Origin of the sequence: Micromonospora sp. CA-248212 (genome assembly GCF_050948405.1) — a bacterium.
Lineage (GTDB): Bacteria > Actinomycetota > Actinomycetes > Mycobacteriales > Micromonosporaceae > Micromonospora.
In genome coordinates this window covers 2,803,104-2,828,361 of sequence record NZ_CP192023.1, presented here as the reverse complement: position 1 = coordinate 2,828,361, position 25,258 = coordinate 2,803,104, and the positions used below count along the sequence as shown (strand labels likewise).

Genomic DNA, 25,258 nt, shown 5'->3' with positions numbered 1-25,258 from the left:
TTTTGGCGCGGTACAGGCGGGCACCGGGCCGATCCCTCGCGATGGCCAGACTCCACGCCCAGATGCAGGAGCCATAGCCGACGACGATGAGGATGGCAGGCTCAGCTGGTGCACGAGCTGTTGGTCCTGACCACCGCGTCCGCCGCCGCGTTCATCCTGGCCGTGCTGTCCGCGGTGGCCGGTTTCGGCGGTGGGGTGCTGCTGTTACCGGTGTTCACCGCCCTGTTCGGGCTGCGCGTGGCCGTGCCGATGCTGACCCTCACCCAACTGTCCAGCAACGCCTCCCGGGTCTGGCTCAACCGCCACCACCTGCGCTGGCCCTTGATCGGCTGGTTCGCCGTCGGCACCGTCCCCTTGTCCATCGCCGGCGGGCTGCTGCTGGCCCACGCCCCCCTCGGCCCCCTCAAGCGCCTGCTCGGCGTGTTCCTCATCGGCGTGGTCATCTGGCGGGGCCTCACCCCACACCCCCGCAAACCCCGCGACCGGACATTCGCCGCCGTGGGCGCGGCCTCCGGCCTGGGATCCGCCCTCCTCGGCTCAGTCGGCCCGCTGACCGCCCCGTTCTTTCTCGCCTACGGCCTCACCCGCGCCACTTACATCGGCACCGAAGCCGCCAGCGCACTCACCATGCACCTCTCCAAAATCGCCGCCTATGGCGCCAGCGACCTGCTCACCCGCACCGTGCTGCTCTACGGTGCCGCCCTCATCCCCGCCACCCTCGCCGGCGCCTGGGTCGGCAAGAAGGTCGTCGGCCGCATCAGCGATCGGCTGTTCGTCCTATTGGTAGAAATCGGGCTACTCGCCGCCGGCGCACTGTTCCTCGCCGGCCTGTGACTCCCGGCCGGTGCAGCTGGTCCGGGTTGTGCCACCGTCGGGCAACCTGACCGTGGCCCAGCAGCAGGTGTGGCTCGGTCCCACCCTCGCCGGCACCCCGGTCACAATCTGGGTCGACACCGACCGGCTGCACGTCCTGACCGCCGACGGCGCCCGCATCAAGTCCAGCCCATCAAGGCTGTCCCAACGCGATCTCGCCCGGCTCCTGGCCGAGGGCGGTGCACCGGCCGGACCGCCTCCGTTGCCGCAGCCCGAACCACGGACCACCGCCGTCGAGGTCGACCGGATCGTCAACGCCTGCGGCGGCATCAGCATCGCCGGCCGGCAGATCAGCGTCGGCATGCCACTCGCCGGTCAACGGGTCCGGATCCGCCTCGACGGCATACTCCTGCACGTCATCGACGAGGCCGGGCAGCTGCGCCGCACCTTGCGCTGTCCACTACCGCCCACCGCGCTCGGCCGCATCCGCGACGCCCGCCCAGCGTCCGCAGTCCCGCCGCCAGCGGCCATCCCTGAGGTGGAACGGGTCGTGTCCAGCAACGGCAGCATCCAGGTCGCGGGGCAACGCATCTAGGTCGGCAAGGTCCACGCCCGCAAGTTGGTATCCGTCGCCCTCGACGGGCACACCATCACCGTCTACGACGCCAACACTCCGGTCGCGGCCGTCCCCCGCCGCAGCACCACCAACCTGAACCGCACCAAGGCGCACCACCACATCACCCGACTGGCTGAGACATGAGCCTGAGGTTAGGCGGAGAACCACCCCACGGCCGAGGCGCGGCGGTAATCCGGCCGGCTCGCCCACGCCTGGCTCCACGCTCGCTCCTGCGTCGAGTCGAGACGTCCGTGCCGGGCGGCGTCAGCGTTTTCGCCCAGCAAGCGGTGCAGCGCCGACGCCGCCTCGACGTCCATTGCGCTGATCTCGTGCAGGACATACCGCCGGGGACGACGGTCGAGTGGATAGACCCCCGCGAACCAGAACTCCCGCCCATCCCACCGGGCCAGCCCGTCGATCGCTCCGTCGTAGAAGTCGTCGCACCACAGAATCTCGACGCCGGACAGCTCGACCAAACCGGCCAACACCGACTCCTCGTGCATCAGTAGGTCTCCGTCAGGTTCCTCAGGCACACGCAAAACCTAGCCTTTCTGCCTCCCGGCGCTGACCAGCCTTACCGTCGACAGCAGGCACCAGACCTATTCGATCAAGGCCCTGCGTGAAGGGTCCTGCGACGCCGCTTCGTCAACCATCGTGGGAGACCAGGCAAAACGCAGCAGCGCGTCCTCCGTCGGCTGATGTGCGGCACGCGTCCGCCAGGTGATCTGCGGCATTCACTCTACTCAACGGGGTTTTGGCGATTTCTTAAACCAGAATGCAGCAGCCCGGCCGCAATCACCACAAAGGAAACGCCGGGGATTATAAAGATTGTTGCACCAACAGGCGTGCGATGAATTCTATCCAAGCCGAGCGTCAAGAATAGGATGCCTGGAGCGAGCGCGGACATGCCCGCAGCAAAGAAGACTCTAGGAACCTTCCTGGCAAAACCCGACGTCCGGGAAGCAAAGAACATTGCCACAAAGGACGTCGCCGTGAGCACCGCCGCGAGTATCGATGCCGATAGAGTTAGGGCGGCTGGCGTTCGGCGAAAGAGACCCACAGCCGCGCCAGCAAGGTAAATCGCAGGCGCTGCAATAATGCCGCCTAGGACATTGACCAAAACATCACGGCCGAACTTGGCAAGCTCTTTTCGGCGCTTGTTCGCTACGGTGCCAATCGAATCGTCATCCACGACGGCATCGTAGCCAAATCTTCTCGGCTGGATAGCCCGTGCCAACCCGTGCACGGGTGCTGGCGATGTGCATCCTCCGGCGATCGTCTGGCATGCCATCGACGTCCTGAGGCTGAGGGATGGTGAGGTGCGCTCGTTCAACGCAGGCAGAATGGCTTACGTGACGAACCCTGATCCAGACGCGGAGTGGTGGACGACGTCGGAGGTCGCTGAGTACCTCGGCGTCCAAGTCGGCACCGTGAGTTCCTACCGGAACCGCGCCAGATGCCGGAGCCTGACAAGACCCTCGGCCGGACCCATCTGTGGCGTCCGCGAACGATTACGTCCTGGCATGAGGGTCGGCCCCGGCTCGGAAGTCGCGCCGCTGACGTTGGCAGCGGGCAGCCCTGGACAGTCCCTTCACCGGCGAAGAGTGGCAGCTCCTCCTGAAGACGCACGCCCAGCGCTTCGAGGATCTACGAGCCTTCCTCCAAGACCATCACCCTTGGCAGAAACTCGTGATCGCGGCCGTGCCGATCGTGATGAGTTCGGACGAATATGCCGCTTGGGTCAGCCGGACCCTCCTGCTGGACGCTGGCGCCGTAGGGGCTACGCCCCGGCGCGCGCTCAAACACCTCTCGCACTCCTAGGGAGGATGCGTTTCAGTGCAGGCCTCTTGCGCTGTTTCCACTCGCGCGGTGCCGTGCGCCCGGGCACACCGAGCTCAGCCCGCACCGCGTCGTTGAAGATCACACTGGCCTTGCTCAAGGCATCGCTGTGAGCAGAAACGACCTCTCTCAAAAAAGCCAGCGCCTCTTCGGGTTCGTCCTCCAGTGATGCAACAAAGGCTTCGCGGTCCTCCGCGTCAAGTGACTCGACATGTGCACTAAACTCTTTGAGGACATCACCAAGACAACAAAATGCGGCCGCCCATGCGCCCACGGCGGCATCATGCACGAGCGTGGTCGAGATCAGCCTTGTCCTGTTGGTCATGTCATACATGGGCCTGCCATGCTCGAAACCTAGATCCACCTGTTTAGGCCCGTACTTCAGGAAGTCGGAAAGCTCATTCCGGAACGTCTCGAATGCGTCTGTGAACTCTAAGTAGAGCTTGAGGCGTTCGGCGTGCCAGCGATGCAGATCCTCGCGTTTCGCCTTCCACCGTTCGTTGGCCGTGACCACAACCTGGCCGACGAGGACACCGGCAAGAGCCATAGCACCGGATAACGCCGGCACCGCCCACCAAGACGACGTCATTAGCCCCAAACCCCGGCGGTTAAGTCCTGCAACACTGCTCCGACGGACCCCGATGTTGGCACACCGAGGCAAGTTCCGCCTGCTAGCCAGCCCGTCGGCCTTCGGCCGCACCTTGGTGGAGTGGGTGGGGCCTGCCCGGACGGACGGTGTCGGGATGGCGCCAACCATCCTGGAGTGCCTGAGGACCCCGCCGGAGGCTCGCCCTGGTCGTCGCCTTCAACATCGGAGCCCCGGATCTGCCACTCACCATGGCGGCCCGGGGCTTCTTCGTATGTCGCGTCGCCAGCGGGGCTGCAACCGTTCGGGGTGCGCCTCGTGCGATTGCGCTAAGAGGCGCGGGGTCCCCGATCGGCGACCGGTCGGTCGGCCCCTGGTCGGCGGCGCGGGCGGCCTGCGAAGCGGGCCGCCTTGATCACGACGGAGATCTACAGCCAGGTTTCGTCGGCGACAACCCGTGAAGCCCTGCGAGCCCACGGCACATCATCAATCGCTCCAGACGGAACTCGCGGCCAGCGCGGCCGGGTTGAGCGCGCACTATCCAGGGTAGGGCCAGCGGCGTTCAGGCAGCAGTTGCGTCGAACCGTCGGCCTCGATCACCCAGGTACGCGGCTCACACAGCGGGTCATCCAGACTGGCGATCTCTCGACCGGCTGGATCTCGGGCCACCAGCCGCATCGAACGCGCGCAACTGCTTCGCAGCGGAATCAATGCCGAGCTCGTGGCAGACACGCTATGGGTGATGGGGACGCCACCCGTCTCCTCAACCGTCAGCTTGCTCGCCAGATGGTTCTCCACTACGAACGTTTCCGCACTACTGTCGGTATCCATCATCGGAACGCCGAACTGTCGTACCCAGCCAACGGCACCGGCGCAAACCACCACCACGACGGTGATGAGCACGGCCAGAGCCCGCCACAAGCGACGTTGCCGGCCAGATTTCGGGGGCGTTGGTGGTGTTGTCATCGTCTCTCCCGCCGGGCGCCCGGAACGGTCGCCAGTTGCGATCCCTCCTCCGAGGGGGACCAGGTCAGCCTCGGCGACGCCCCAATGTCCCGGCCGTCGACGGCGAGTATCGCGGTGAACGGCGCACCCTGCGCTCTCCCGCCTGGCGCGCGGTCTGCCATTAAGTGTTGCGTTGAACGAGTTCCGGCACAGTACAGGTCGGGGTCCGGGTGCTCGGCGCCATCGTGCCCGGCGCCGGCCCGCTGCGTCTGCCCGCACCGCGCACCGCCGCGCTGCGGCTGGTCATGGCCGGCTGAGCGACCGCTCCCGCTCCGGTCAGCCAGCCCCGAAGCAGACGAACGCCGCCGCGGTGGCCCGGGCCGGACCGTCGCCCGCCGCACCGAACGCCCACTGCGCGTCGGCGAGGGCTCGCGCCGGGCCGGCACCCGCCCGCATCCGCGCGTGCAGGTCCAGCATCAGTGCCGTGGTGGGCTCGGCCGGCACGGGCAACACGGTCGCGATCAGGCACCGGGTGCCGAGCGCCAGGAGCACCGCGGTGAACCCCATGACCTCGTCGCCGGGGCGCAGCCCGGTCAGGCCGGAGTCACAGGCGGAGAGCACCACGCAGCCGGGCGGCCGGGCGACCGCCTCCCACTCGTAAGCGAACAGCGGCCCGTCGGCCAGTTCCAGGGTGGAGAACTGTGGGTTGTCCGCGCGGAACGTGCCGTGGGCGGCGATGTGCACCAGCCCCGCCCCGTCCAGCGCGGCGGTCAACGCCGCGGCGGTGGCGTCGGGCCCGGTGAGCCGCCGCGCCCCGGGCAGGACCTGGGCGAGCCGGCATACCTCGGTGTGCCCGGCCGGCAGGCGCGGGCCGGCGGCCAGGACCGGCGGCCCGGCCGGCAGCTCCCGCCGATCCGCCCCGAGCCAGGCGGTGGCCGAGGGGGCGACGGTCACCGGACGCCCCGCGCAGGTGGGCAGCGCCGACCAGGGCACCGCGTGCAGCGCCCCGACCGGGACGATCACCAGGGCCCGGTCGGCCAGCCACCGCCGCAGCGGGGCGAACAGCAGCCGGTCCAGGGCCGCCGCCGCGTCGCCGGCCCCCGCCCGCGCGGCGGCCGCGTCGCCGGTGGTGACCAGCCGGCGCAGGGCGAACCGGTGCCGGCGGGCCAGGTCCGCCGCGGCAGCGAGCGGGCCCAGGTCGTGCAGGCTGGCCCGGCCGTCGCGGACCAGCACCGCCCGGATCCGGTCGCCATGGGCCACCAGCTCGACCAGCACCCGGGAGCCGAGCCGCGCGGCCAGCGCGCCCACCCCGGGCGGGGCCAGCACGGGGCCCCCACCGGGCACCCGCCGGGCCAGGTCCCGGATGCGCTGCTCCAGCCGGGCCTGCCGGCCGCGCAGGGCGGTTGCCGGGCGACCGGCCAGCACCTCGTCTTCGAGCAGGCCGCTGACCAGTCGGAGCTCAGCGAGCGCCGCCACCAGGTCGGGGTCGGCCGGAGGCCAGGCCGGCCGGGCCCGCAGCGCATTGGCCCGCCACCGCTCCGCCCACGCCAGGACCCGCCCCGGCGCGCCCGCCCGGACCGCGATGTCGAGGCCCTCGGCCGCCAATTCCTGACCGTACGCTCCACTGTGGGCACGCAGCTCCGTGGCGCCGAGCGACATGCGGTGCCGGTCGAGCACGACCAGCCCGCGGCGCAGCGCCCGGGCGGCCCCGGGTTCGTCCCCGTCGAGCCGGCGCGACAGGGCCAGGGCGTACCAGCCCTGTGCTCGCCGGTCGGCGGTGCCGCGACGGCGGGCCCGGGCGGCCACCGCCAGCAGGTTCCGGGCCCGGCCTGGCCGTCCCAGCGCGGCGGCCACCAGGCCGGCCTCGATCCGGGTGGTCAGCGCCGGACCCGGCCACCCGGTGGCGTCGAGCTGATCGGCGGTACGCACCATGGCGGTGAACAGGGGTGCCGAGCGGGTGCCCCGGCGGTACTCGGCGCGCAGCTCGACGTGCCGGGCGAAGACGGCCCAGGTGCGCCGGCCCTGGCGACGGAACCGGGCCCGGGCCGCGGCGGCAGCCTCGGTCGCGGTATCCAGGTCCGCGGCGAGCAGCGCCGCGCGGGCCCGGGCCAGCAGCGCCTCGGCGAGGTCGGAGGCCATGCCCCGGCGCCGCAGTTCCCGGACGGCCGCCGTCGCGACCACCACCGCCTCGTCGACCAGCGGCACCGACAGCAGCAGCTCAACGCGGTCCAGCAGCAGCGCCGGCCGGGGTACGGCGAGCCGCCGGTACTCCTCGTCGACCGTGGCGAAGCAGCGCAGCGCGCCGGCGATGTCGCCGCGCTGGCCGGCCGCGATGCCGCAGTTCCAACGGGCGTCGGCCGCCGCGAGGTCCAGGCCCAGCCGTTGGAAGGCGGCTGCCGCGCGGGACAGGTCGTCGTCGGTGCCGCCGGCGGCGCCCCGGTGGGCGTTGAGCAGCCCCCGGTTGTTGCGCGCCCGCGCCTCCAGCAACAGATCACCCTCGCGCAGGGCGATGTCGACGGCCAGGCCGTAGTCGCGTACCGCCTCGTCGTAGCGACCTCGGTAGTGCAGCACTACGCCCCGCTGCATCCGGGCCCGCCCCGCGTCGGCACCGACGAGCTGCGGCAGCGCGGCGGTCACCGCGCGCAGCGCCGCAGCGGTGTGGCCGGCGTTGGCCAACACGTAGCCCAGGCTCATCCGGGCCAACGCCCGGTTCCGGGGCGTGCCGGCGGCCCGGACCGCGCGGCGCAGGTGGCGCAGGGCGCCGGACAGGTCGTTGAGCTCTCGCAGGGCCAGACCGACGGCCCGCTCAGCGGTGGAGCGCTCGTCGGCCCCGGCCGTGGGCGCGGCGGCCAGCACCCGCTGGGCGATCGCGATCGCCTCGCGCGGGTAGCGCTGGACGGCGTCAAGCGCCGCCTGAGCCGTGCCGGCACCGGAACCGGTGCTGTCGGGCATGCCCCACAGAGTCCCCGAACTGATGCCCAGCCGTCAATGTCTCTGCGGGCCTGTCGGGAATCTGCACCCACCATTAACGCCATTGACACGCACCTATGCTTTGGAAGAATCGACGACACCCGGGAAACGTGGCCACACCGGCCAGTGGCGGGCGCTTCTGCCGACCGCATGGAGGACCCGTGTCGCCTGACCATCCCGCCGCGCCGCGCCCGGCCGGCCAACTGTCCCGACGGCGACTGCTGGCCGCGTCCGCGCTGGCCGCCGCAGCGTCGTTCGCCGTCGGGTCCCGTGCGGCCCCGGCCCGCGCCGGCAGCGGGGACGACGACGCCTACCAGCGCGCCTTCGACGAGGCGCTGGCTGCCGACAAGAACGTCCGCCGGCACACCACACCGGGCCGGGAGTTCCTCTACCGGCCACGGCAGCTGCTCGCCGCCGACGCCGACGCCCAGCGGGTCACCGCCTGGCTGCGTGCCCGCGGACACGTGGTGGCCGTGGGCGACGGCTTCGCCGGGGTCACCCGGCTGCTCTTCGACCGGGAGACCGACGTTCCCGCGCTCGTGACCAAGCTGCGCGACCCCCAACAGTGGCCGGGGCGGCCGGTGCCGAATGTGCAGCCGCACCACGTGCTGCTGGGCTGCGGCAACATCATGGGCAACCCGGGCAGCCCGCCCACGACGGTCGCCGCGCTGCCGCCGCCGGACCCGGCCCGGCTGGGTGAGGGCGCCAGGGTGACCGTCGGGATCTGCGACACCGGCATTTGGCGGCAGGCCGGCGGCTACCACCCACAGTGGCTCGGCGGGGCGTACCTGCCGGAGGTCGACGACGAGGACCCGCTCTACGTGCACACCGACGTACTCGCCCCGCAGGGCGGGCACGGCACCTTCATCGCCGGCGTGGTTCGGCAGGCCGCGCCGGGAGTCCGGGTCGACCCGGAGCAGGCGTTGACCGCCACCGGCATTGGCGACGAGGCGTCGGTGGTGGCCGCGATGGCCCGGCTCGCGCCGGCGGTGTCCGTGGTCAACCTGTCGCTGGGCGGATTCACCCAGGACGACAGGCCGTCGCTGCCCCTGGCCAACGCCGTGGCCGCGCTACCCGCGACGAACGCCGTGGTCGCAGCGGCGGGCAACGCCGGCACCAGCCGGCCGATCTGGCCCGCCGCGCTGGGCCAGGTCGTTGCGGTGGCGGCGGTCAGCCAGGGCTCCGGTGGCGTGGTGCCGGCCACCTACAGCGGGTACGGGCCGTGGGTCGACGTCTGCGCGGTCGGCGAGCGCCACAGCACGTACGTCGAGGGGCAGATGCCGCTGCCGGGCCGCCCGACCCGGGTGTTCCATGGCTTCGCCACCTGGGCCGGTACCTCGTTCGCCACGGCGCACGTCTCCGGTCGGCTCGCCGCCCTGATGACCGCCGGCGGCCTGAGCGCCGACGCGGCCCGGCTGGCGCTGCTCGCGGCGCCGCGCTGGCACCCCGACTACGGCGTGCTCGTCGAATGAGCGACCGGGCCGCGAGCCGATCAGCAGCACCGTGCGGTGGCCCCGGCCGGTGCCGGGTGCAGCGTTGCCGCGGCGGGAACGAGCGGCCGCGAGCGACGGAGCAGTGCCGCACCAGCCGGCGGACGGCGTCGCCGTGACCGACCCGAGCGCAACCGACCTGGTGACCGCCGCGGCGGGCGGGGACGAGTCGGCGTGGGTGGAGCTGGTCCACCGGTACACCCCGCTCGTCTACTCGGTGATCCGGTCGTACGACCTGAGCCGCGCCGACGCCGCCGACGTCAACCAGACCGTCTGGCTGCGTCTCGTCGAGCAGCTGAGCCGGATACGCGACCCGCAGGCGCTCGCCTCCTGGCTGGCGACCACGGCCCGGCGCGAGTGCTACCGGATGTCCCGCCTCGGCCGTCGCACCCAGCTCTTCGACCCGTACGATGACGCGCTGGACGCGTACCATGGCTTCTCCCGCACGGCGGACGTGGCGGCCCCCGACGAGGAGCTGCTGCGCGCGGAGCGGCGGCAGGCACTGCGGGAGGGCTTCGCGCAGCTGCCACCGCGCTGCCAGAAGCTCCTGGCCCTGTTGACCGCCGACCCGCCGGCCAGCTACCGGGAGATCGCCGAACGGCTGAGCGTGCCGGTCGGCAGCATCGGGCCGACCCAGGCCAGATGCCTGCGTCGGCTACGGGACTGCCCGGCGCTCGCCCCGTTTCTCGGAACGGCCGCAACCCGGACGAACGGAGGTGAACGCGATGGAGCCGTTGCCGCCGGCCGATGACGCGGCCCTGACCGCCGAGCTGGGTGCGGCGCTGCGGGAGGTCGGGTCGGTCCCGGAGGAGTTCCTGACCGCCGCGCGGGCGGCGTTCGCCTGGCGAAACGTCGACGCGGAGGTGGCGCTCGCCGAGCTGACGTTCGACTCGGCGTGCGACGCGGCGCCCGCGCTGACCCGGTCGGCCGAGTCGACGCGGACGCTGTCGTTCCGCAGTGCGGTGGTGACGCTGGAGATCGAGGTGACCGACGCCGGCATCGTCGGTCAACTCGCCCCGCCCCGAGGGGGGCGGGTGTCCGCGCAGACCGCCTCGGGCACGTACGCGGAGGCACCGGTCGACGCGGTGGGCTTCTTCTCGCTGGGCGCTCCCCCGCCCGGCCCGGTCCGGCTGCGCGCCCACACCGACGGCTACTCGGTGGCCACCACCTGGGTTTCGCTGCGCTGACCCACCGTCCACCTGGGACGGCGGCGCGCACCCGGGACGCCCAGAGCGTCCTGGCGAGCGCGCGGCGACGGGGGTCGCGGGCTGCCCAGGCCCACGACCCCCGCTGGTGGCCGGGGCTACTGCTTCCCGACGCTCATCAGGTACTCCACACCACCGAGGTCGGTCCGCTCCGCACCGCTCGTGTCCGGACCGAACTGGGTCACATCGAGCGCGAACTCCTTGTCCGAGGCGACCGCGGCCGCGAAGGTGAGGGAGAACTCGACCCGCTCACCCGGTTCCAGCAGCAGGTTGCCGAGGCGGGCCTTCGCCGGTTCGACGACCTCCAGCTGGTTCCTGCCGACCTCGCGTATGCCGGTGCCGACCTTGCCGCCGGCCTGCCACCGCTCGAACAGGGTCGGCCCGAGGTCGACGACGACCCGGCCGCCCACGGCCTGAATCGGCTCCCCCGGCTGCGTGAAGACCAGGTCGTTCTTGGTCGCCACCCGGAGCGAGTTGCCGATGGCGAACGGCCGCACGACCGGCGTCCCGCCCGCGACGAGCCGCACCGAGTCGACGTTGCGCCAGGCGATGTTGTTGTTGTTGCGGGTGTTGGTGCTGATGTCCGGACCCTCGAAGGTCATCGGATCGGTGGACGACACCCACCTGGCCAGCAGGCAGAAGTGGCCCGGTCCGGGCACCCCGGTCCACGGGATCGTCACGGTCGTGGTGCCGGCGAAGACGGTCACGTTCATCGCGCCGATCTGGGTCCAGTGCGTCGGCCAGACGGCACCGCCACCCGGCGTCGTCCGGTAAATCCGCAGCACGCCGCTGCCGGTGCCGGAACCGTACGGGCCGGGGTTACGCAGCTTGATGAAGATGTAGTTGGTGACGCCGACGATCGGGTTCTGGCTGACGGCACACTCGACGGCGGTCGGGCAGACCTTGATGTCGGGGCTGGCCCACAGCGGGTTGAGCGAGTGGGGTTGGACGCCGACGTCGGCGGTGACGTCCCGGATGTAGACGTCGGTGCGGGCCGCCGCGGCCTTGTCCTGCCGCGCGTCGACCGGCGCGGCGGCGGCCGTGGTGACCGCCAGCAGCGCGGCCAGCGCCGTGCCGGTAAGCACGGCCAGCGCCGAGCGGCGGACGTATCTTCCTACGTTGCCCATGACAGGCTTCTCCCATCGTCGAGGGACCGCCGACCCGCGTTGTCTCCTACCGGGCCGACGCGATGACGTTGTTCAGGAGCGCGGCGCGGCGCGGTTGATACGCCCGGCGGGACCCGTCACCGTCAGATGGAGCGAGGAACGACCAATTAGACGAGTATCGATATTTTCCCCGGCCGGCCCGATGCTGTCGGAGGGTGTCGGTACGCTTCGCCGGCACGTCGATGTGGATCGCCTCGACCACAGTGGTGCCGATAGCGCACATCGGGTCGAGCACCAAGTCCGCTGGTTGCGTGTAGGCGGTGACGGCGTGCGCGGCGATCGCCGGGAGCATCCGCGCCGGGCGCCGCACGGACTCGCGGACGTACCGGCCGCGGCGCTGGACCGGGCCGGTGGACTGGGCGGTCGCCCACACCGACAGGCCTTGGGGGCCGGGAGCAGCCCGACGACGTCCGATCGTGGGGGCAGTCGTCGTGCTCTGCTCGTCGGGGTTGCCGACACTGTCTGCGCGGTGCTTAGCCACGGCGACCACCGCCCTCGCGCCCGCCCTGCTGGGCTTGGCTCAACACCATGGGCTGGTGCTGCGGCGTGTGCTCACTAAAGTGGTGTCGGCTCCGCGCCGCGCCGTGGTGCGCTGACACCCTCAACCGGTGTTTGTGAGACCCCCAGGCAACCAACACGGATCGGTGACTTGCTGTTTCAACTGCGCTGAGCTGTCGGATGGGTCCCACGGTGTCCATGCTCGTCCGTCGGCGTCTAACCCGATCGTCACCCGTTAGTCACTCACGCCTCGCGCCTGCGGCTCTGCTCCCTCACCTCTGCCGCGCAACTGAGCAACGACCTAGCCAGCGACTCGGCCCGGTCCGCCGACAACCACAGCGAGCCGTGCGGCACGTCGTCATCGGGACCGGCCAACCCTTCGGTCAGAGTCTCCGCTGGCACTTCGACGTCTAACCGAACGAAATGATGCCCCCTGCTGTAGTCGACGAAGGCATCCAGGTACCGGTCATCATCGAAGGTCACCGCCGCATGCTGCCACGACAGCGATCCCCACTTCACCTTCTACCGCTTCGTCCCGAAGGAACCATTAGCCGTTGGTGATCTGCGCCAACAGCAGACGGGAGCAGTCGAGCAGTACGTAGGAGTCCACAGACGTCCGTGCCTTGCTCGCGCTCGTCGTCACTCAGTTGGTCACCCAGGTACGACAAAGGGGCCGTCTCGATCTTCCGAGATGGCCCCTTACCTGCGTCGGGACGACCGGATTCGAACCGACGACCCCTTGACCCCCAGTTTACAACGATTCTGTCACGGGATGCCAGAACCGATTGATACATCCGCAGATACGAGCAAATGGGCATCCCTTTTTGACGCCCTCTGCCGCCTCATGCCGGCCGCTCCTCGGGTGCCAGTCCCGAGCCGTTACCGAGCTCGTTACGGCAACCGGTCAAGAACCCGCCCTGACATCGGGTCCAGGTAGCTCTGGTGCCCGCCCTTCATACCTGGCCCGCGCACGCGCCTCGTCAGCAGCCGATCGCTCGCCAGTTGCTCGAGCGCCGACAGGTGGGGATCTGTCTTCAGGCACCGTAGCTGGCGGGCACCGCTACACGGAGGTACCACAACCAGAAATCGCGACGAAGAGCAGAGTTACTGGGCGTCTCCCAGATGGCTCCGCCAGCTAAGGCGATGGAGGCGAAGTAGGAAGGTTCCCAATCCTCAGAGTCGACCTCCGCCTCATCGGCGCCTGCGGGCAGCACTAGCCCGCCCCATAGCACGTCCCGGTTGGTAGCCCAGCACGCCAAACCCGCGGCGACCGCAGGAAACGTCTCGGGACCGGTACGCATCCGATTGTCGAGGAACGTCGCAAGACGGTTGAGCTGGACCGAGTTGTAGACCAAGCCCAGTTGAGGCTGTTCGGGCGTGGCGCCTGGTGTGGGACCGCAAAAGGGAAGCGGTTCGACGAAGCGTTCCTGCCAGACTGGCCATGCCTTCACCGCACACGATGCTGATAGCCGCAGGTACGAACGCCAACTGCCGCCGCCCGTAACCTGCTCGAGCGCATGGTGCAGCTCCATCCGAAGCGGCCACTTCAGCTCACCCTCTGACGAAACACGGTCGATGTACCCGTCGGCTAGGCGGACAACGGTCTCTTCGGTCACTCCGCGACTACTCCTGTTCCCGAGTGCCGCTCGGGCGGAACACGGTTACAGCAGCCGGATCGGTGACCCACTGTGCGAAGATAAATACTGGTTATTGACGCTGTGGTCACCGAATCGTCCTCAGACGATCGACTCCCTATTCATATCCATCAGATCAGGATCACGCTGGAGCAATATCTGCTCAAACCGCTCCCATCCATGATCCGCAACGAATTGCGCTTCACCAGAAGTGACGGGGATTAGCCACACGATAGCAACCGCATCACCATTCTCAAGGATGACCGACTTAAAATCGGGGTCGTAGTAAACGGGCAGCGCCGCATAAAGCGAGGCGAAACCGGAATCACCGACGATGTCTTTGGGTAGTGGTATGACATTGCCTCGAAGGACCGCTTCACGGGCATCAAGGCACCTCGACACGACAAATTCCAACGCCCGAGGGAACATACTGTGTGTCACATCCGCAGGGCCATGCTCGGCGGCGATGAACTCCAGGAAGAGGTGCGCGTCGTGACCTGGACGGTGCAGCGGCACACGACTGAGCCCCACGGTGGCGTAGCCGGTGGTAGCCGCGAAGATGCCACCGGTAAGGTACGCCACGTTGACCGTTGGAAGTCCGTTGCGCGCAGTACCCTTCCAGCCACCGGTCAGCTGCCCCAGGCGGCGCTCGAGATGATCGATCAGTATAGGCACCTCGACACCCTACCCGTCCTGGCGGTTACCGGCACCTCGGTTACATGGAATGCATTCTATTCGCACATCTTTCTGATATTCATCTAAGAAATCCGCGCGACTCATGCTCTCTGGATATAGACGATTCGTATGTGCCGTGGGGTAGTGACCCATGTCGCCGGAGGGCTGGCCGGCCGCCGGATTACGGAAGACTTCGCCCGCGCAATTCGGACCCTGGCGTGGACAGATCACGCCGCCGCTGGGTCCCGGGGTACCGTTCGCCCAGGCGTCATTCGTCGTATCTGCCCGCCAACCGCCCCGGCTCGTCGTGTAACCGGGCGCGTTCGTACCGCGCACCATACCGTTGGCGTCCACCGCACCTGGGACGGGCGTATTGGGATTTGCCAGGAACCGCCCATCGGCCCCGATCGGTCGGCCGCCAGTGGCGCATTGACACGCCGCATTGTGGCCGTCTTCGCCTCCGCCGCAATTATGGACTAGTACCGGGTCGTCGCCGGCCATCACATAGTAGGTGTGGATGTCGGCGACGGTGAGGTCGCGCATCTCGGCGTCGCCGTCGAGGTTCTCAACCTCGACCACGGTCACCTGCACTCCAGGTCCCCCACCACCCATGCCAGCGCCGGTGCCGTCACCCTCCAGCCGCTTGTCGTCGTGCACGAGCAAGCGGTGGCCGACCTTCAGCTCAGCCGCGTCCACCCACTTGCGGTCGGTCGCGTCCCAGAACGGATGGTGTTGCGTGGTCTTCAGCACCGTCGACTTACCCGAGTTGGCATCACGCACTGTGACGTTGGTGAGGTCTCGGTCCTGGTTGACGTGCAGGGCGGTCACGCTCTTGGCCGCAGTCTTCTCAGCCTCGGGGTCGGTCGCCGCCACCTTGTCGCCCAGTGCAATGTCTTTGATCGCCTTGGTGCTGCCGTCGGCCATCAGAACGCGGGTGGCCGGATCGAAGCTGTGCCGCGGGGTGTTGCAACCCGAGACGCCCTGTCGTCCCTCGCCGCGCTGCGGCCGGCTCGGCGTCGCGCTTCTGCCACTCTTGCCGCCGAGCGCCCGACTGGCTCCACCACCAGCGAGCTTCGTCGCACCTCCGGTCAGCCTGCTCACGCCGGCCGATAGACCGCCGTCCAGGCCGCCCTCAATCATCGTGCTGGCTAGGTTGCCCAATGAGAACTTCTCGTCACCCCGAGCCACGTCGACCATGTATCCGGCACCAGCGGACATCGCTCCGGCGGCGGCGCCGGCCAGGATCAGGCACCCGACGCCGGTGGCGCAGAGAGCGCCCACTGCGACTGTCGCCGCGATACCCACGGCCACCGTCGCCGCGAACTTCCACGGATCCTTCTTGATCGCCTCCACTGTCGATTTGAGGTTAGTGACAGCGGATTTTGCCGCCTTCTTCGCAGTCTCTTTCACGCATTTCCTGACGCCGCCAGAGGCACACTTTTTGGCGTCGTGATACGCGTCCTTAACTTTTTGGATCTTTTTCTTCGCCCAACGGACCGTGGTGTCCTTGACGGCATGGGCGGCCTTCTTCAGGTTGTTCTTGACGTTGCGCGCTGTCTTCTTGACGTCCTGCCACGCCTTACCGGATCGGACGTAGTTGAACGCCTGGTAGGAGCTCTTTGCCAGGGTCGTCGTCGCCCGATAGGTGCTCTGGATCGCCGCCACAGGGTTGGTGACCACAGACACGGTGCTACGGAAGGCCGACTTGAGGCTCGAAAGGCCCCAGTGTCCAGTCGGGTCCGTCGTCGTCAACGGGTTCGCGTCGCCGTACTGGAAGCGGTTGGCGTTGACCGAGTCGGGCACCGGATTGTTGGACGCAGTGTCTCGGGTGTCGAACTGACCGGTATCCGGGTTGTACCAGCGGGCGAGCATGTTGACCCGCCCTGTCAGGTTGTCAGTCCACTCGGACTGGTAGCCCAAGCTGCCGACTAGACCGGACGAAGCGACGACGGTGCCAACGGGGTCATAGGTGGTCGACCCGGAAAGAGTGGTGCCGGTGGCGGTGAATTGGCCCACGACATCGTCATGCTGGTCTGTCCAGACGTACCGAGAACCCGTGCCGGTGCCGGTGCCGGCCGCGAGCAGCGAACCGTCAGGGCCACGGGTGTAGGTCGCCCCGCTGTCCTGGGCTAGATCATTGTCGAGACCTGTGTATCGAAATCCCGGTACGACGGCGCGACCAAGCCCGTCGTAGGAGTAGGTGCGGGTGCCTCCGGCCGACTGTTGGGAAACCACCTGGCCGAAGGCGTCGGTGGTGGTGGTGAACGCTCCTGCCGCTGAGCTGGTCTGGCGCAAGGTCCCGCGTGCGGTGTACGCGTACGAGATCCCACCGCTCTGCGTCGAGAGCTGGTTCCGCGCGTCGTAGGTGAAGATCTTCCCGCCGGCTTGGGTCCTGTTGCCTGCTCCATCGTATGTGTAGCCGATGGTGGTACTGCCGTTGTTCCATGTCGACAGCCGGTCGGCGAGGTCGTACGTATAGGTGTTGGCGCTGGACCCGGCGAAGCCGGTGGTGACCTTCGAGGTTTCGTTGTTGTTGTTGTCGTAGCCGTAGGTGATCGAGCCGAGGGTGGTGGTGCCGGCGGCGTTTTTCAGAGTGTCGGACTTGAGGCGGTGCATCGCGTCATATCCAAAGCTCCGCACGTTGCCGGAGTTGTAACTGATCGACGACATCTGCGACATGTTGTTGTAGCCGACCACGAGGTTGACGCCGGTGGCGGTGTTGGTCGCCGTCCGGAACCGGCCAGCGGTGTCGTAGGTGTAGCTGCTGCTCCCGGCGGCGTCGGTGCGCGAGGCCGTCTTTCCGTCCTTGTTGTAGGTGAACGAGGACGAGTCGCCGGGACCGGTGATGGACAACGGTAGGCCGCGGTCGTCGTACGAGACGTCTGCCGTGCCGGCCGGGACCGCGAATCCGGTGAGCCGGCCGGCGTCGTCGTAGTCGAAGGTCCGGTCGGCCGTGGTGGCCTCAGCACCAGTGCCGGACTGTCGGGTCAGTCGGCCAGCGTCGTCGTAGCTGTTGCTGGTTCTTACCCCGCCGGGAGCGATTTGGTCGACGACCCGAGCGGCCTTGTCATAGGTCGTGGTGAAGGTGCGGTCGGCCAGGTTTGGGTAGGCAGGGGTCGATGGTTCGATTCGCGATTCGGGCAGGCCCCAGGTGTTGTAGGTGGTCCAGAACTGGTTGCCCCGGCCGTCGGTAAAGCGAGTCTGGTTACCTGCGGCGTCGTATCCGAAGCTGGTCGTGATCGCGGTGGTGGCGGTGACCGGCTGGCTCTCGCTCGTCAGTCGGTTCATCGCGTCGTATTCGAAGGTGGTGGTGGTCGTGCGCCCGTCCGTCGACGACGTCAGGTTGCCGTTGTCGTCGTAACCCTTTGATCGGGTGACGAGTACGGTTCCTGCGGCATCCAGGTCCTGCTGCTGCCTGAGTCGGCCGAGGGGGTCGTAGCTGGCGGTCTGCGCGGTGCCATCCGGCATGGTGATCCTGGTGGCGCGGCCAAGTCCGTCATACTCGTACTTGGTCTGATTGTTCGCACCGTCGGTGGTGGTCAGTGGCGCGCCGGTGAAGTCGTAGGTGCTCGATGTCTTCACGCCTGCGGCGGTGGTCACCGACTGGGGCCACGGGCCCTGACCGAGCGCGCCGGTGCCGTAGTCATAGTTGGTGGTGTTGGTCTCGCCGGTCTGGCGGACCACCTGGCTCGTGGTGAGCGGGCGGTCCATCAGGTCGTACGTCGACGACTGCTTGGCACCGGTCGGGTCGATCGAGTCCAGAACGCGGCCGAGCTTGTCGTAGCTCGCTCGGGACACCTTGCCCCGCGGATCGGTGACTGCGACCCGATTGCCGAGGGCGTCGTATTCATAGCTCGTCGTCTTACCGTCGGCGTTGGTCACCGAGCGCACCCGATCGAGCTTGTCGTAGTTGGTGATCACCGAGGCCCCCACGATTGGCGTACCGCCGGGCGGTGTGTAGTCCGGTGCGATCACCTCGGTGGGCCGGCCGAGAGGGTCGACTCGGGTACGGGTGACATTCGAGAGTGGGTCCTGTGTCTCGACTATCTCGCCGAAGGTGTTGTAGCCGATACGGGAGACCGGGACGACGGTTACACCTGCCGTGCCGAACACCTCGGCAGTCACGGACGGCTCCACCGTCTTTACCAACTGGCCGGCCTCGTCGTACTCGTAGCTGGTGGTCTTGCCTTTGGGGTCGGTGGTGGCGGTCGTGTTGCCCAGCTTGTCGATCGTGTAGTTGGTCGTCAGGCCGGTGGTCGACGCGAGTGCCTCACCGGTGCGGCCGTTGCCTCCGGCGTAGAGCGTGTTGATCTCGGCGGCGGACAGGGCTCGTTGGTAAAGCTGCACGTTGTCGATGGAGCCGCTGTAGCTGGCGTAGGCACCCATGCCGAGGTAGCCGCCGCCGATGGTCGGCGACTGCGATGCGAACGGGGTCGGGTTGGTGGCCCCGGTACCGGCGACGTTGTTGACGTAGAGGCTGAGCGCCTTACTGGTGGCGTTGTAGACACCAACCAGATGAACCCAACTGTTTGCGACCAACGCGTTGCTGGAGGTGGCCGAGTAGATGGCCGACGGCGTGGCCGAGTCTGACGACGGCACGCGGAAGGCCCACTTGTTCAGGGTCTTGTTGTACTCAAGGTAGTACGCGGTCCCGTAGAAGCCGAGCTGAGTCAGCGCGGTCTGGTCCTTGAGGAAGTCCTTTGGCTTCACCCAGGCAGAGATCGAATACGATCTGGCAGTGTCGATGGCATGATCGCCGATTCGGAGACCTCGGCCACCACTGAACGTGGCGACGCCCCCGGACATGGTCACGTCGGCTCCGCCGGTCGCCTTGCTGGCCGATGCTGTCGAGTCGTAGGCGACGTTGTATCCGTCGCTGAAGCTGGTTTCGTCAAGCTTGAACCAGGCGTTAGGCGAGACTGAGGGGTCGGTGGCGATCCGTTCCGACTTCATTCGGCCGAGTGGATCGTAAGTACGGTTGGTCGTCTGCAGAACTGACGCGCCGCCGCGGTCGCTTGTTCGAGTGGCCAGCACATGGTCATCGGCGTCGAAGCTGAAGCTGGTGACACGTTCAGTGTTGTTGTAGACGTCCGCCGGCGCCGTCGCGCTGATCTGCACAACCCGGTTGGCAGGGTCGCGGGTGTATGAGGTGATGGTCGCGCCGTTGTTGGTCTCCTGGCTCTCCAATTCCCCGTCTGGCCGGTGGATGTTCTCCTCGAGCACGTACGTTCGGGTGCCGTCGGTGCGGGTGACCCGGCGCAGCGTGCCGTTGCCGTTGTAGGTGTAGTTCGTCGTGTAATTCATGGCGTCCGTGTCGGAGGCGAGATTGCCGTCCGGGAAGTACGCCTTGAAGCTGACCTGGGTGGTGGTGCCGTCGGCGCCGGTGATCGTGGTGGTGAGGTCGTTGCCCTCGCCGTCGAAGGTCTTCCGTACCGCGTGCAGCACGTCCCCGGAGGGGCAGGGATCGCCAGGTGATGGTGAACTGTCGCAGGTGACCTCGGCCGTGGTGTTGCCGTAGACGTCGTATTCGAGCAGGGTGACCACCCCCGCAGGATTGACCGTTTTGATCATCCTGCCGTGGTCGTCGTAGAAACTCTGGACCGCACGTTCCGCGTCGCCGCCGGTCAGGTCTTGCACCCGGCGTCCCGTGACGTTGCCGTCGGGGTCGTAGTCGGTCGACGTTCGGCCGGTGTGCACGGCACCGGTGACCTGGTTCAGCACGGGGGGCTCGGTCTGTTCGACGACCTGGCCCTCCGCGTCGTACCTCATGGAGGTGGTCAGGTCCCCCAGGGTCTCGGTCTTGACGGTCTTGGCGGTGATCCGACCCAGGCCGTCGTAAGCGAATTCGGTCACCAGTCCCGCTCCGTCAGTGATCCGTGCCAAATCACCCGCGGAGTTGTACTCGTTGGTCTGGGTGGCGCCGCCAGCGGACCTGGTCGTCACCGGCAGTCCGGGCGGCGTCGTTCCGCCTCCAACCGCTGCGGTGGTCGCGCTGGTGTAGGTGACGGTAGTGGTCTTGCCATCGGGAAAGCCCGCGACGGGCGGCGTCGTGGTGCTCGTTCGGTTGCCGGCGGTGTCGTATCCGAACCGGGTGAGGAACATCGGATCGGTCGGGCTGTACGAGTTGGCCGTGCGGTATTCAATCAGTTGATCGTTACGTGGATCCGGTGCAAGGTTAATGCTTGTCGCATCCGGATAGTAGTTGTAATAGGCCGATTTACATGTTGTCGACGTGAGGCACGCGCTCGTACGGACCGTGTTTCCCCGTACGTCGCGGCCGGTCTCGGTCTTGTTCCGCAGCGGATCGTAGGTCACGGAACCGAAGCCGCCGATGTCGTACCCGTAAGTGGTGGTGTTGCCCAATACGTCGGTGGACGCGATCAGCCGGTTACCGTTGACCAGGTCGAAGACCTGCGTAGAGGTCTTGCCCTTCGGGTCGGTGACCGTCGTCGTGGTAATCGAGGTCAGCGTCGACCCGGTGGTGCCGGAGCCAGGCTGTGTGGTGCTCTTCGACGCCTTCCAGTGCCGGTCGACCTCCGCGGCACTCAGCGGCGTTTTGTAGAAGGCCACCTCGGCGATGTTCCCGGTGAAGTAGGAGACATCCTGCGTGGATCCGGGCCAGCCCTTGGTGATGCCCGTACCGAGGTATGCGGCCACCCTGGCCAGGTCTTGAACAGTGCCGGCATGGCCTCCGACCATGTCTCCATCAAGGTAGAGCAACTGCTGGCTCGGAGTCTGGGTGACGGCGATGTGGTGCCACTTACCGTCATTGACCTTCGACGGGGACTGGACGACGGGTGATGACGGGGCCCAGAACTCGCCGCGCAGATAGCCGTCCCCACCGACATAGAGAGCTGGCGTCCAGGTGGTCGCCCCCGTCGTCGACGGCGGCAAGTCCATCTGGCCGTTGGTGTAGCCCAGCAGCACGCCGCTCTTGGCGCTGCCTGCCGGGGTCTTGAACCACATCTCGACCGACTTGGTGGCGTCGTACGGACCGCCGCCGAGGTCCGCCATGGTGTTCAGCTCGACATAAGCGTTGGTGCCGTTGAACACTGCCCCGTACGAATCGGCGAACGGGCTCGTCGTGTTGGGTTGGGTCGTGTTGAACGTGACGTTTCGATACCGCGCCTCGTCGAACTCGCCGCGCACCTCGTTCACCGGCTGGGTGGGTGCCTGAATGTCGGCAAGCCGGAAATAGTGCTCCGGTTGCGACCCGAGCACCGACGACACGTACACCAGGCTGGACCCACCGACGGTCGGTGTTCCGATCTTCCACGTTCCGCCGATTTCGTCGGTGACCTGCTTGACCCGGCCCGTCACCGCGTCGTACTCGACGACGGCCTGGACCCGACCACCGGGCGTCGTGATCCGCGTCAGCAAGGGGTCAGCCGCAACACCACTGCTGTGCAGGGAGGTCGCCGTGGGCGTTGTGATGGCCCGATTGTGGAAGACCACATCGGCGATCGACCCGTTGAAGAACGTGGCGGTGGCCGCGGTGTTCGGTTGCGCAGGCCAAGCGCCGCCGAGGAAGCCGGCACCCACATAGCCGTTCGTCATGCCAAGGTCAAGATTGATCGTGGCGGTCAGCGTGGCGACGCGGGCACCGTCGACGTAGAGGGCCTGGTTGCCGCCATTGCCGGCCAAGGCAACGTGGTGCCACTGACCGTCGACTACCGTGTTGGGCGAGGCCATGGTGTTCGCGGTGCTGCCCGTCCAGAACTGTCCGTGCAACTTACCGTCCGACCCCACGTAGAGAGTCGGGGTGTAGGTCTTGGTCGTCGTGGCACCCGCACTGACCGGGTCGACCTGATGGCTGAAAAGCACGCCGGTGGGGCTGCTCGTGCGGAACCACATGCTGATCGATTGGTACGACGCCTCGGTCACCAGCTTCGCCGGCAGTTTCACCGACGACGACGTGCCGTTGAAGCTTGCTGCCGTGGAGGTCGAACTAGCCACCGGGCCGGAACTCCCGAGGGTGACGTTGGCGTAGGTGGCGTTGTCCACGCCGTCGTTGCTCAGCACCGCGCTCTGTGCGACCGTCGCACCAGGGCTCTCGTTGAGCCGCCAGAACGAATACGGGTCGGTGTTGAGCACAGTGGTGGCGTGCTGCGGCGTCAGCGTGTACTGGTAGCTGGAACAGTTCGCGGCCCCAGAAGGCGGACAAACGTTCGTCAGCAGGTCGCCGTCGTAGTTGTAGGTCCACGTCACCGCGCTGGCCGCGTCGCCCTTGACGACCGGGTCCGTGGTAATTGCCGAGACGTGTGGATACGTCGAGTTCGGTGGACGCGACCACGATATGCGGAGTGCGCGACTTGAGGCCACGGATCGCACCTCGTCGACCAACCCAGCAGCGTCGTAGTGCACGGTCAGCGAACGGCCCGCAGCGTCGGTGATCCGGGTCAGGCCGTAGACTCCACCGGTCGCCGCCTGGGTGAACTCGTACGTAGTGGTGTCCTTGTCGGTCAATGTGTAACCGCCGGTGACCGCCTTGAAGACGGAGTATCGCCCCAAGGGCGGTGTCCAACTGCCGTCGGGGTTGCGACCGAACGAGATATCCTCACCGCTCGGGTAGCGCACCGCCACCGTTTGCAGGGCACCACTCGCGTCGGCCGACTCACGGGCCTGCATGTCGAGCAGCGACGACCAGCCTCGACCAAACGCCCCAAATACGCGGGTGTCGAGGCTGTTGTAGTCCCTCGTGATGCTGAGCGCCGGACCGACCGTCGTCACCTCCACATCCGTGTCGGAGGTGGTGTAATTACCCGTACTCGGCTCGTAACCCTTTCCGCCGTTCTGCGCCAGGTCGGAGGTCACCATCTGCTGTGGCACCTGGGTGGTGAACGCATACTTCACCGGGGCGACGGCCGAGGTGGACGAGTAGTCATTGACTTGCACCGCGTACTCGTAGGTCTTGCCCCAGACGAGGACGCCAGCAGGCACCTTCCAAACGCCGGCGGTCACCCAACCGGAGGTGCTGAGCTGCGCACCTGCCTCGTCATAGACGAAGTAGTTGTACCGCAAGCCCTTGTTGGGCCAGCTGTCCGGGTCGCTCCCGGCGGCGGCGAGCTCCGGGGTCAGCGTATTGACGGCGTAGTTGTTGGCCGGGTAGCGGACGTCGAGCTGTGGCGGGACATTGTCCGTGTAGGTGACGTCGAGGAAGGCATCACACTTGATCGAGCCGTAGGTCGCATGGGCACAGCGCATCGTTGAGTTATCGAGGCCGGCATCGACTGAGGTGAACCGCTTCCACGCCTTGACGTTGGTCTCGCTCTCGGCTTTCAGCGCGAGGCCGTAGTTGGCACCGCCGGTGACCCAGTTATTGACCTCCGACACGTTGAGCGTGACCGGCACCCAGATGCCTACGTTCCGGATTTTCGCCTGGTTACCACAGGCCGCAGTGCTGGTGGGTGATGCGTTACCGATGGAACTCGACAATGTCGGGAAATTCGTGGATCGAACGCCGGTTGAAGACCAGTCCGACTTGACGGCGAAGACGTCGAAACGGTGGACCTCGCAGCCGGTGTTGAGGCCCTGGTAGCTCATGAAGAGGTTGAGCTTGGCCGTGCTGATCTTCTTGCCCGCGTAGGCAGTGGAGAAGCTCGGGAACGGTAGCAGTCCCTGCGCCTTGGCCACACCGTTGTTGAATGTGCCGATCCCGATACTGTCCTCGGTCGACCGGTCAGACTCGGTGCTGCCAGATTGGACGTAGGTATCGCCTTGTGTGGTGGCGATGGTCGGGTCGAGCACAACCGGGAACGCCCGCTTCGGGTCATGTAGCCAGGCGCCGTCGACCGTCATCTTCAGCGCAGGGCCGTCAGCGGTGTCGACAAGGGAGTAGCGGATGTCGCGGGACATCGCACCGGCGCCAGAAGCGTCACCGGCGGCGTCCTCCATGAACGCTGCGGGCATCCGGGCGACCTCCTGACCCCCCGCCGCTCGGAACACCACCGACCCGTCGCCATCGACTGCGGCTGTAAGCCCGATCAGTGCGAGGGGATAGGTGTACTCCGTGGGAACGTCCGCTGAGTGGAAGACCAGACTTTCTTTGACCTCGCGTCCTGCGGTAGCAAGTCTCAGGTCGACGTTCGGGAAGACCTGGCGGTACGTCGCCAGTTCGCCGCTCACCTCGGGGAGGCCAATGTCTGCGCCCGCGATCCGGTAAGCAAGGCTTCGACCTGCGTCGAAGGTCATGCTGACCAATGGCGTCGTGCCTGTCGTGCGCGCTGCGGGATCACCGCCCGAGGCGTCGAACTCGATCTTCTGCCCGTTGGCCCGCGGCCGGAGCCGACCGTCGGCACCCCGCACCAGCTTGCCGTCGATTGGCTGCCACGACCCGTCCGCCGCCCGGAAGTTGACCGGCTGCTGGTAGACCCTCCGGGTGTACGAGCCGTCCGCGTTACGGAACATCTCGGTCTGCTCGGTGGCGCCTGCCGCTTGCCGCTTGCTGGTCTTGAGCTCGAATCCGCGCGACGGCTCGCCGGCTTTGCGCACCGTGCTTTCGGGCCGGTGGGGCTCAGAGCGCGCCAGCTCGCCCTTCGCCCGCACGGGCTTGCTGCGATCCTCGGTGAGCGGAGCCTCTGCATAGTGACTGCGCGGCGGGTTCTTTCCCACCTGCTGCTTCGGGGTGGGCGGATTGCTTGAAGCCCAGGACGGTCGGGCCTCCAGCAGTGACCAGAACCAACTGAGCGGGAAGCCAGAGCCCGCCACGATGGGCAGCGGCTCTCGTGGAGCACCAACACCGAGAACCAGGACGATCACCAGAACGGTTGCGACCCGTCGATACACAGGCCTCCGCGAGATACGGGCACGCCGCCGTGCCAA

At 67.5% G+C, this 25,258-nt stretch carries 17 protein-coding genes and 1 pseudogene; 7 read left to right on the top strand and 11 right to left on the bottom strand.

Annotated features, from left to right (window positions below):
- Nucleotides 1-108 precede the first annotated feature (108 nt).
- The 3 genes from ACQP03_RS13570 to ACQP03_RS13560 are packed head-to-tail and all read left to right on the top strand — an operon-like array spanning nucleotide 109 to nucleotide 1,573.
- Nucleotides 109-834 (top strand): sulfite exporter TauE/SafE family protein, encoded by a 726-nt coding sequence (locus tag ACQP03_RS13570; protein ID WP_357120927.1) that lies wholly within the window; start codon nucleotides 109-111, stop codon nucleotides 832-834.
- A 10-nt stretch (nucleotides 835-844) separates the two neighbouring features.
- On the top strand, nucleotides 845-1,408 hold the full coding sequence (locus ACQP03_RS13565) for a hypothetical protein (protein WP_357120924.1): 564 nt from the start codon (nucleotides 845-847) through the stop codon (nucleotides 1,406-1,408).
- A gap of 24 nt (nucleotides 1,409-1,432) precedes the next feature.
- Entirely contained in the window at nucleotides 1,433-1,573 is a 141-nt protein-coding gene (locus tag ACQP03_RS13560; protein ID WP_357120921.1) for a hypothetical protein, read from the top strand.
- Nucleotides 1,574-1,581: 8 nt separating this feature from the next.
- On the opposite strand, the gene ACQP03_RS13555 is transcribed toward ACQP03_RS13560, so the two are convergent.
- Both ACQP03_RS13555 and ACQP03_RS13550 read right to left on the bottom strand, forming a co-directional pair.
- On the bottom strand, nucleotides 1,582-1,962 hold the full coding sequence (locus ACQP03_RS13555) for a hypothetical protein (RefSeq protein ID WP_357120918.1): 381 nt from the start codon (nucleotides 1,960-1,962) through the stop codon (nucleotides 1,582-1,584).
- A gap of 206 nt (nucleotides 1,963-2,168) precedes the next feature.
- The gene (locus ACQP03_RS13550; RefSeq protein ID WP_357120915.1) at nucleotides 2,169-2,621 is read right to left on the bottom strand and encodes a hypothetical protein; all 453 of its coding nucleotides are present in this window, start codon (nucleotides 2,619-2,621) and stop codon (nucleotides 2,169-2,171) included.
- Between the two features lie 386 nt (nucleotides 2,622-3,007).
- Between ACQP03_RS13550 and cutA the strand changes: the two genes are divergently transcribed.
- Nucleotides 3,008-3,250, top strand: coding sequence for a divalent cation tolerance protein CutA (cutA, locus tag ACQP03_RS13545; RefSeq protein ID WP_357122148.1), 243 nt, complete (start codon nucleotides 3,008-3,010; stop codon nucleotides 3,248-3,250).
- Here cutA and ACQP03_RS13540 read toward each other — a convergent pair.
- The 3 genes from ACQP03_RS13540 to ACQP03_RS13530 all read right to left on the bottom strand — a co-directional run bounded on the left by ACQP03_RS13540 (nucleotide 3,228) and on the right by ACQP03_RS13530 (nucleotide 7,751).
- Entirely contained in the window at nucleotides 3,228-3,857 is a 630-nt protein-coding gene (locus ACQP03_RS13540) for a hypothetical protein (RefSeq protein WP_357120912.1), read from the bottom strand. The genes cutA and ACQP03_RS13540 overlap by 23 nt on opposite strands.
- A 534-nt stretch (nucleotides 3,858-4,391) precedes the next feature.
- On the bottom strand, nucleotides 4,392-4,757 hold the full coding sequence (locus ACQP03_RS13535) for a hypothetical protein (protein ID WP_357120909.1): 366 nt from the start codon (nucleotides 4,755-4,757) through the stop codon (nucleotides 4,392-4,394).
- Between the two features lie 378 nt (nucleotides 4,758-5,135).
- Nucleotides 5,136-7,751 carry a CHAT domain-containing protein gene (locus tag ACQP03_RS13530; protein ID WP_433460936.1) on the bottom strand — a complete coding sequence of 872 codons (2,616 nt, stop codon included), beginning with the start codon at nucleotides 7,749-7,751 and terminating at the stop codon, nucleotides 5,136-5,138.
- A gap of 179 nt (nucleotides 7,752-7,930) precedes the next feature.
- Here ACQP03_RS13530 and ACQP03_RS13525 point away from each other — a divergent pair, with 179 nt between their 5' ends.
- From ACQP03_RS13525 to ACQP03_RS13515, 3 genes are all read left to right on the top strand, one after another.
- Nucleotides 7,931-9,241 carry a S8 family peptidase gene (locus ACQP03_RS13525; RefSeq protein ID WP_357120903.1) on the top strand — a complete coding sequence of 437 codons (1,311 nt, stop codon included), beginning with the start codon at nucleotides 7,931-7,933 and terminating at the stop codon, nucleotides 9,239-9,241.
- Nucleotides 9,242-9,344: 103 nt separating this feature from the next.
- Nucleotides 9,345-10,010 carry an RNA polymerase sigma factor gene (locus tag ACQP03_RS13520; protein WP_357120900.1) on the top strand — a complete coding sequence of 222 codons (666 nt, stop codon included), beginning with the start codon at nucleotides 9,345-9,347 and terminating at the stop codon, nucleotides 10,008-10,010.
- Nucleotides 9,985-10,446 (top strand): hypothetical protein, encoded by a 462-nt coding sequence (locus ACQP03_RS13515; RefSeq protein WP_357120897.1) that lies wholly within the window; start codon nucleotides 9,985-9,987, stop codon nucleotides 10,444-10,446. Before ACQP03_RS13520 ends, ACQP03_RS13515 begins: the two co-directional genes overlap by 26 nt.
- Before the next feature lie 116 nt (nucleotides 10,447-10,562).
- Here ACQP03_RS13515 and ACQP03_RS13510 read toward each other — a convergent pair whose 3' ends face one another.
- The 6 genes and pseudogenes from ACQP03_RS13510 to ACQP03_RS13485 form a co-directional block, all read right to left on the bottom strand.
- Entirely contained in the window at nucleotides 10,563-11,591 is a 1,029-nt protein-coding gene (locus ACQP03_RS13510) for a hypothetical protein (protein WP_357120894.1), read from the bottom strand.
- Nucleotides 11,592-11,814: 223 nt separating this feature from the next.
- Nucleotides 11,815-12,045, bottom strand: a pseudogene (locus tag ACQP03_RS13505) (site-specific DNA-methyltransferase); the annotation flags it as partial.
- A gap of 326 nt (nucleotides 12,046-12,371) precedes the next feature.
- Nucleotides 12,372-12,611, bottom strand: coding sequence for a hypothetical protein (locus ACQP03_RS13500; RefSeq protein WP_357120891.1), 240 nt, complete (start codon nucleotides 12,609-12,611; stop codon nucleotides 12,372-12,374).
- A 551-nt stretch (nucleotides 12,612-13,162) separates the two neighbouring features.
- Nucleotides 13,163-13,744, bottom strand: a complete 582-nt coding sequence (locus tag ACQP03_RS13495; RefSeq protein WP_357396550.1) for an Imm5 family immunity protein — start codon at nucleotides 13,742-13,744, stop codon at nucleotides 13,163-13,165.
- Between the two features lie 120 nt (nucleotides 13,745-13,864).
- Nucleotides 13,865-14,437, bottom strand: coding sequence for a suppressor of fused domain protein (locus ACQP03_RS13490; RefSeq protein ID WP_357172048.1), 573 nt, complete (start codon nucleotides 14,435-14,437; stop codon nucleotides 13,865-13,867).
- A 9-nt stretch (nucleotides 14,438-14,446) separates the two neighbouring features.
- On the bottom strand, nucleotides 14,447-25,195 hold the full coding sequence (locus ACQP03_RS13485; RefSeq protein ID WP_433460935.1) for a LamG-like jellyroll fold domain-containing protein: 10,749 nt from the start codon (nucleotides 25,193-25,195) through the stop codon (nucleotides 14,447-14,449).
- Between the last annotated feature and the right edge of the window lie 63 nt (nucleotides 25,196-25,258).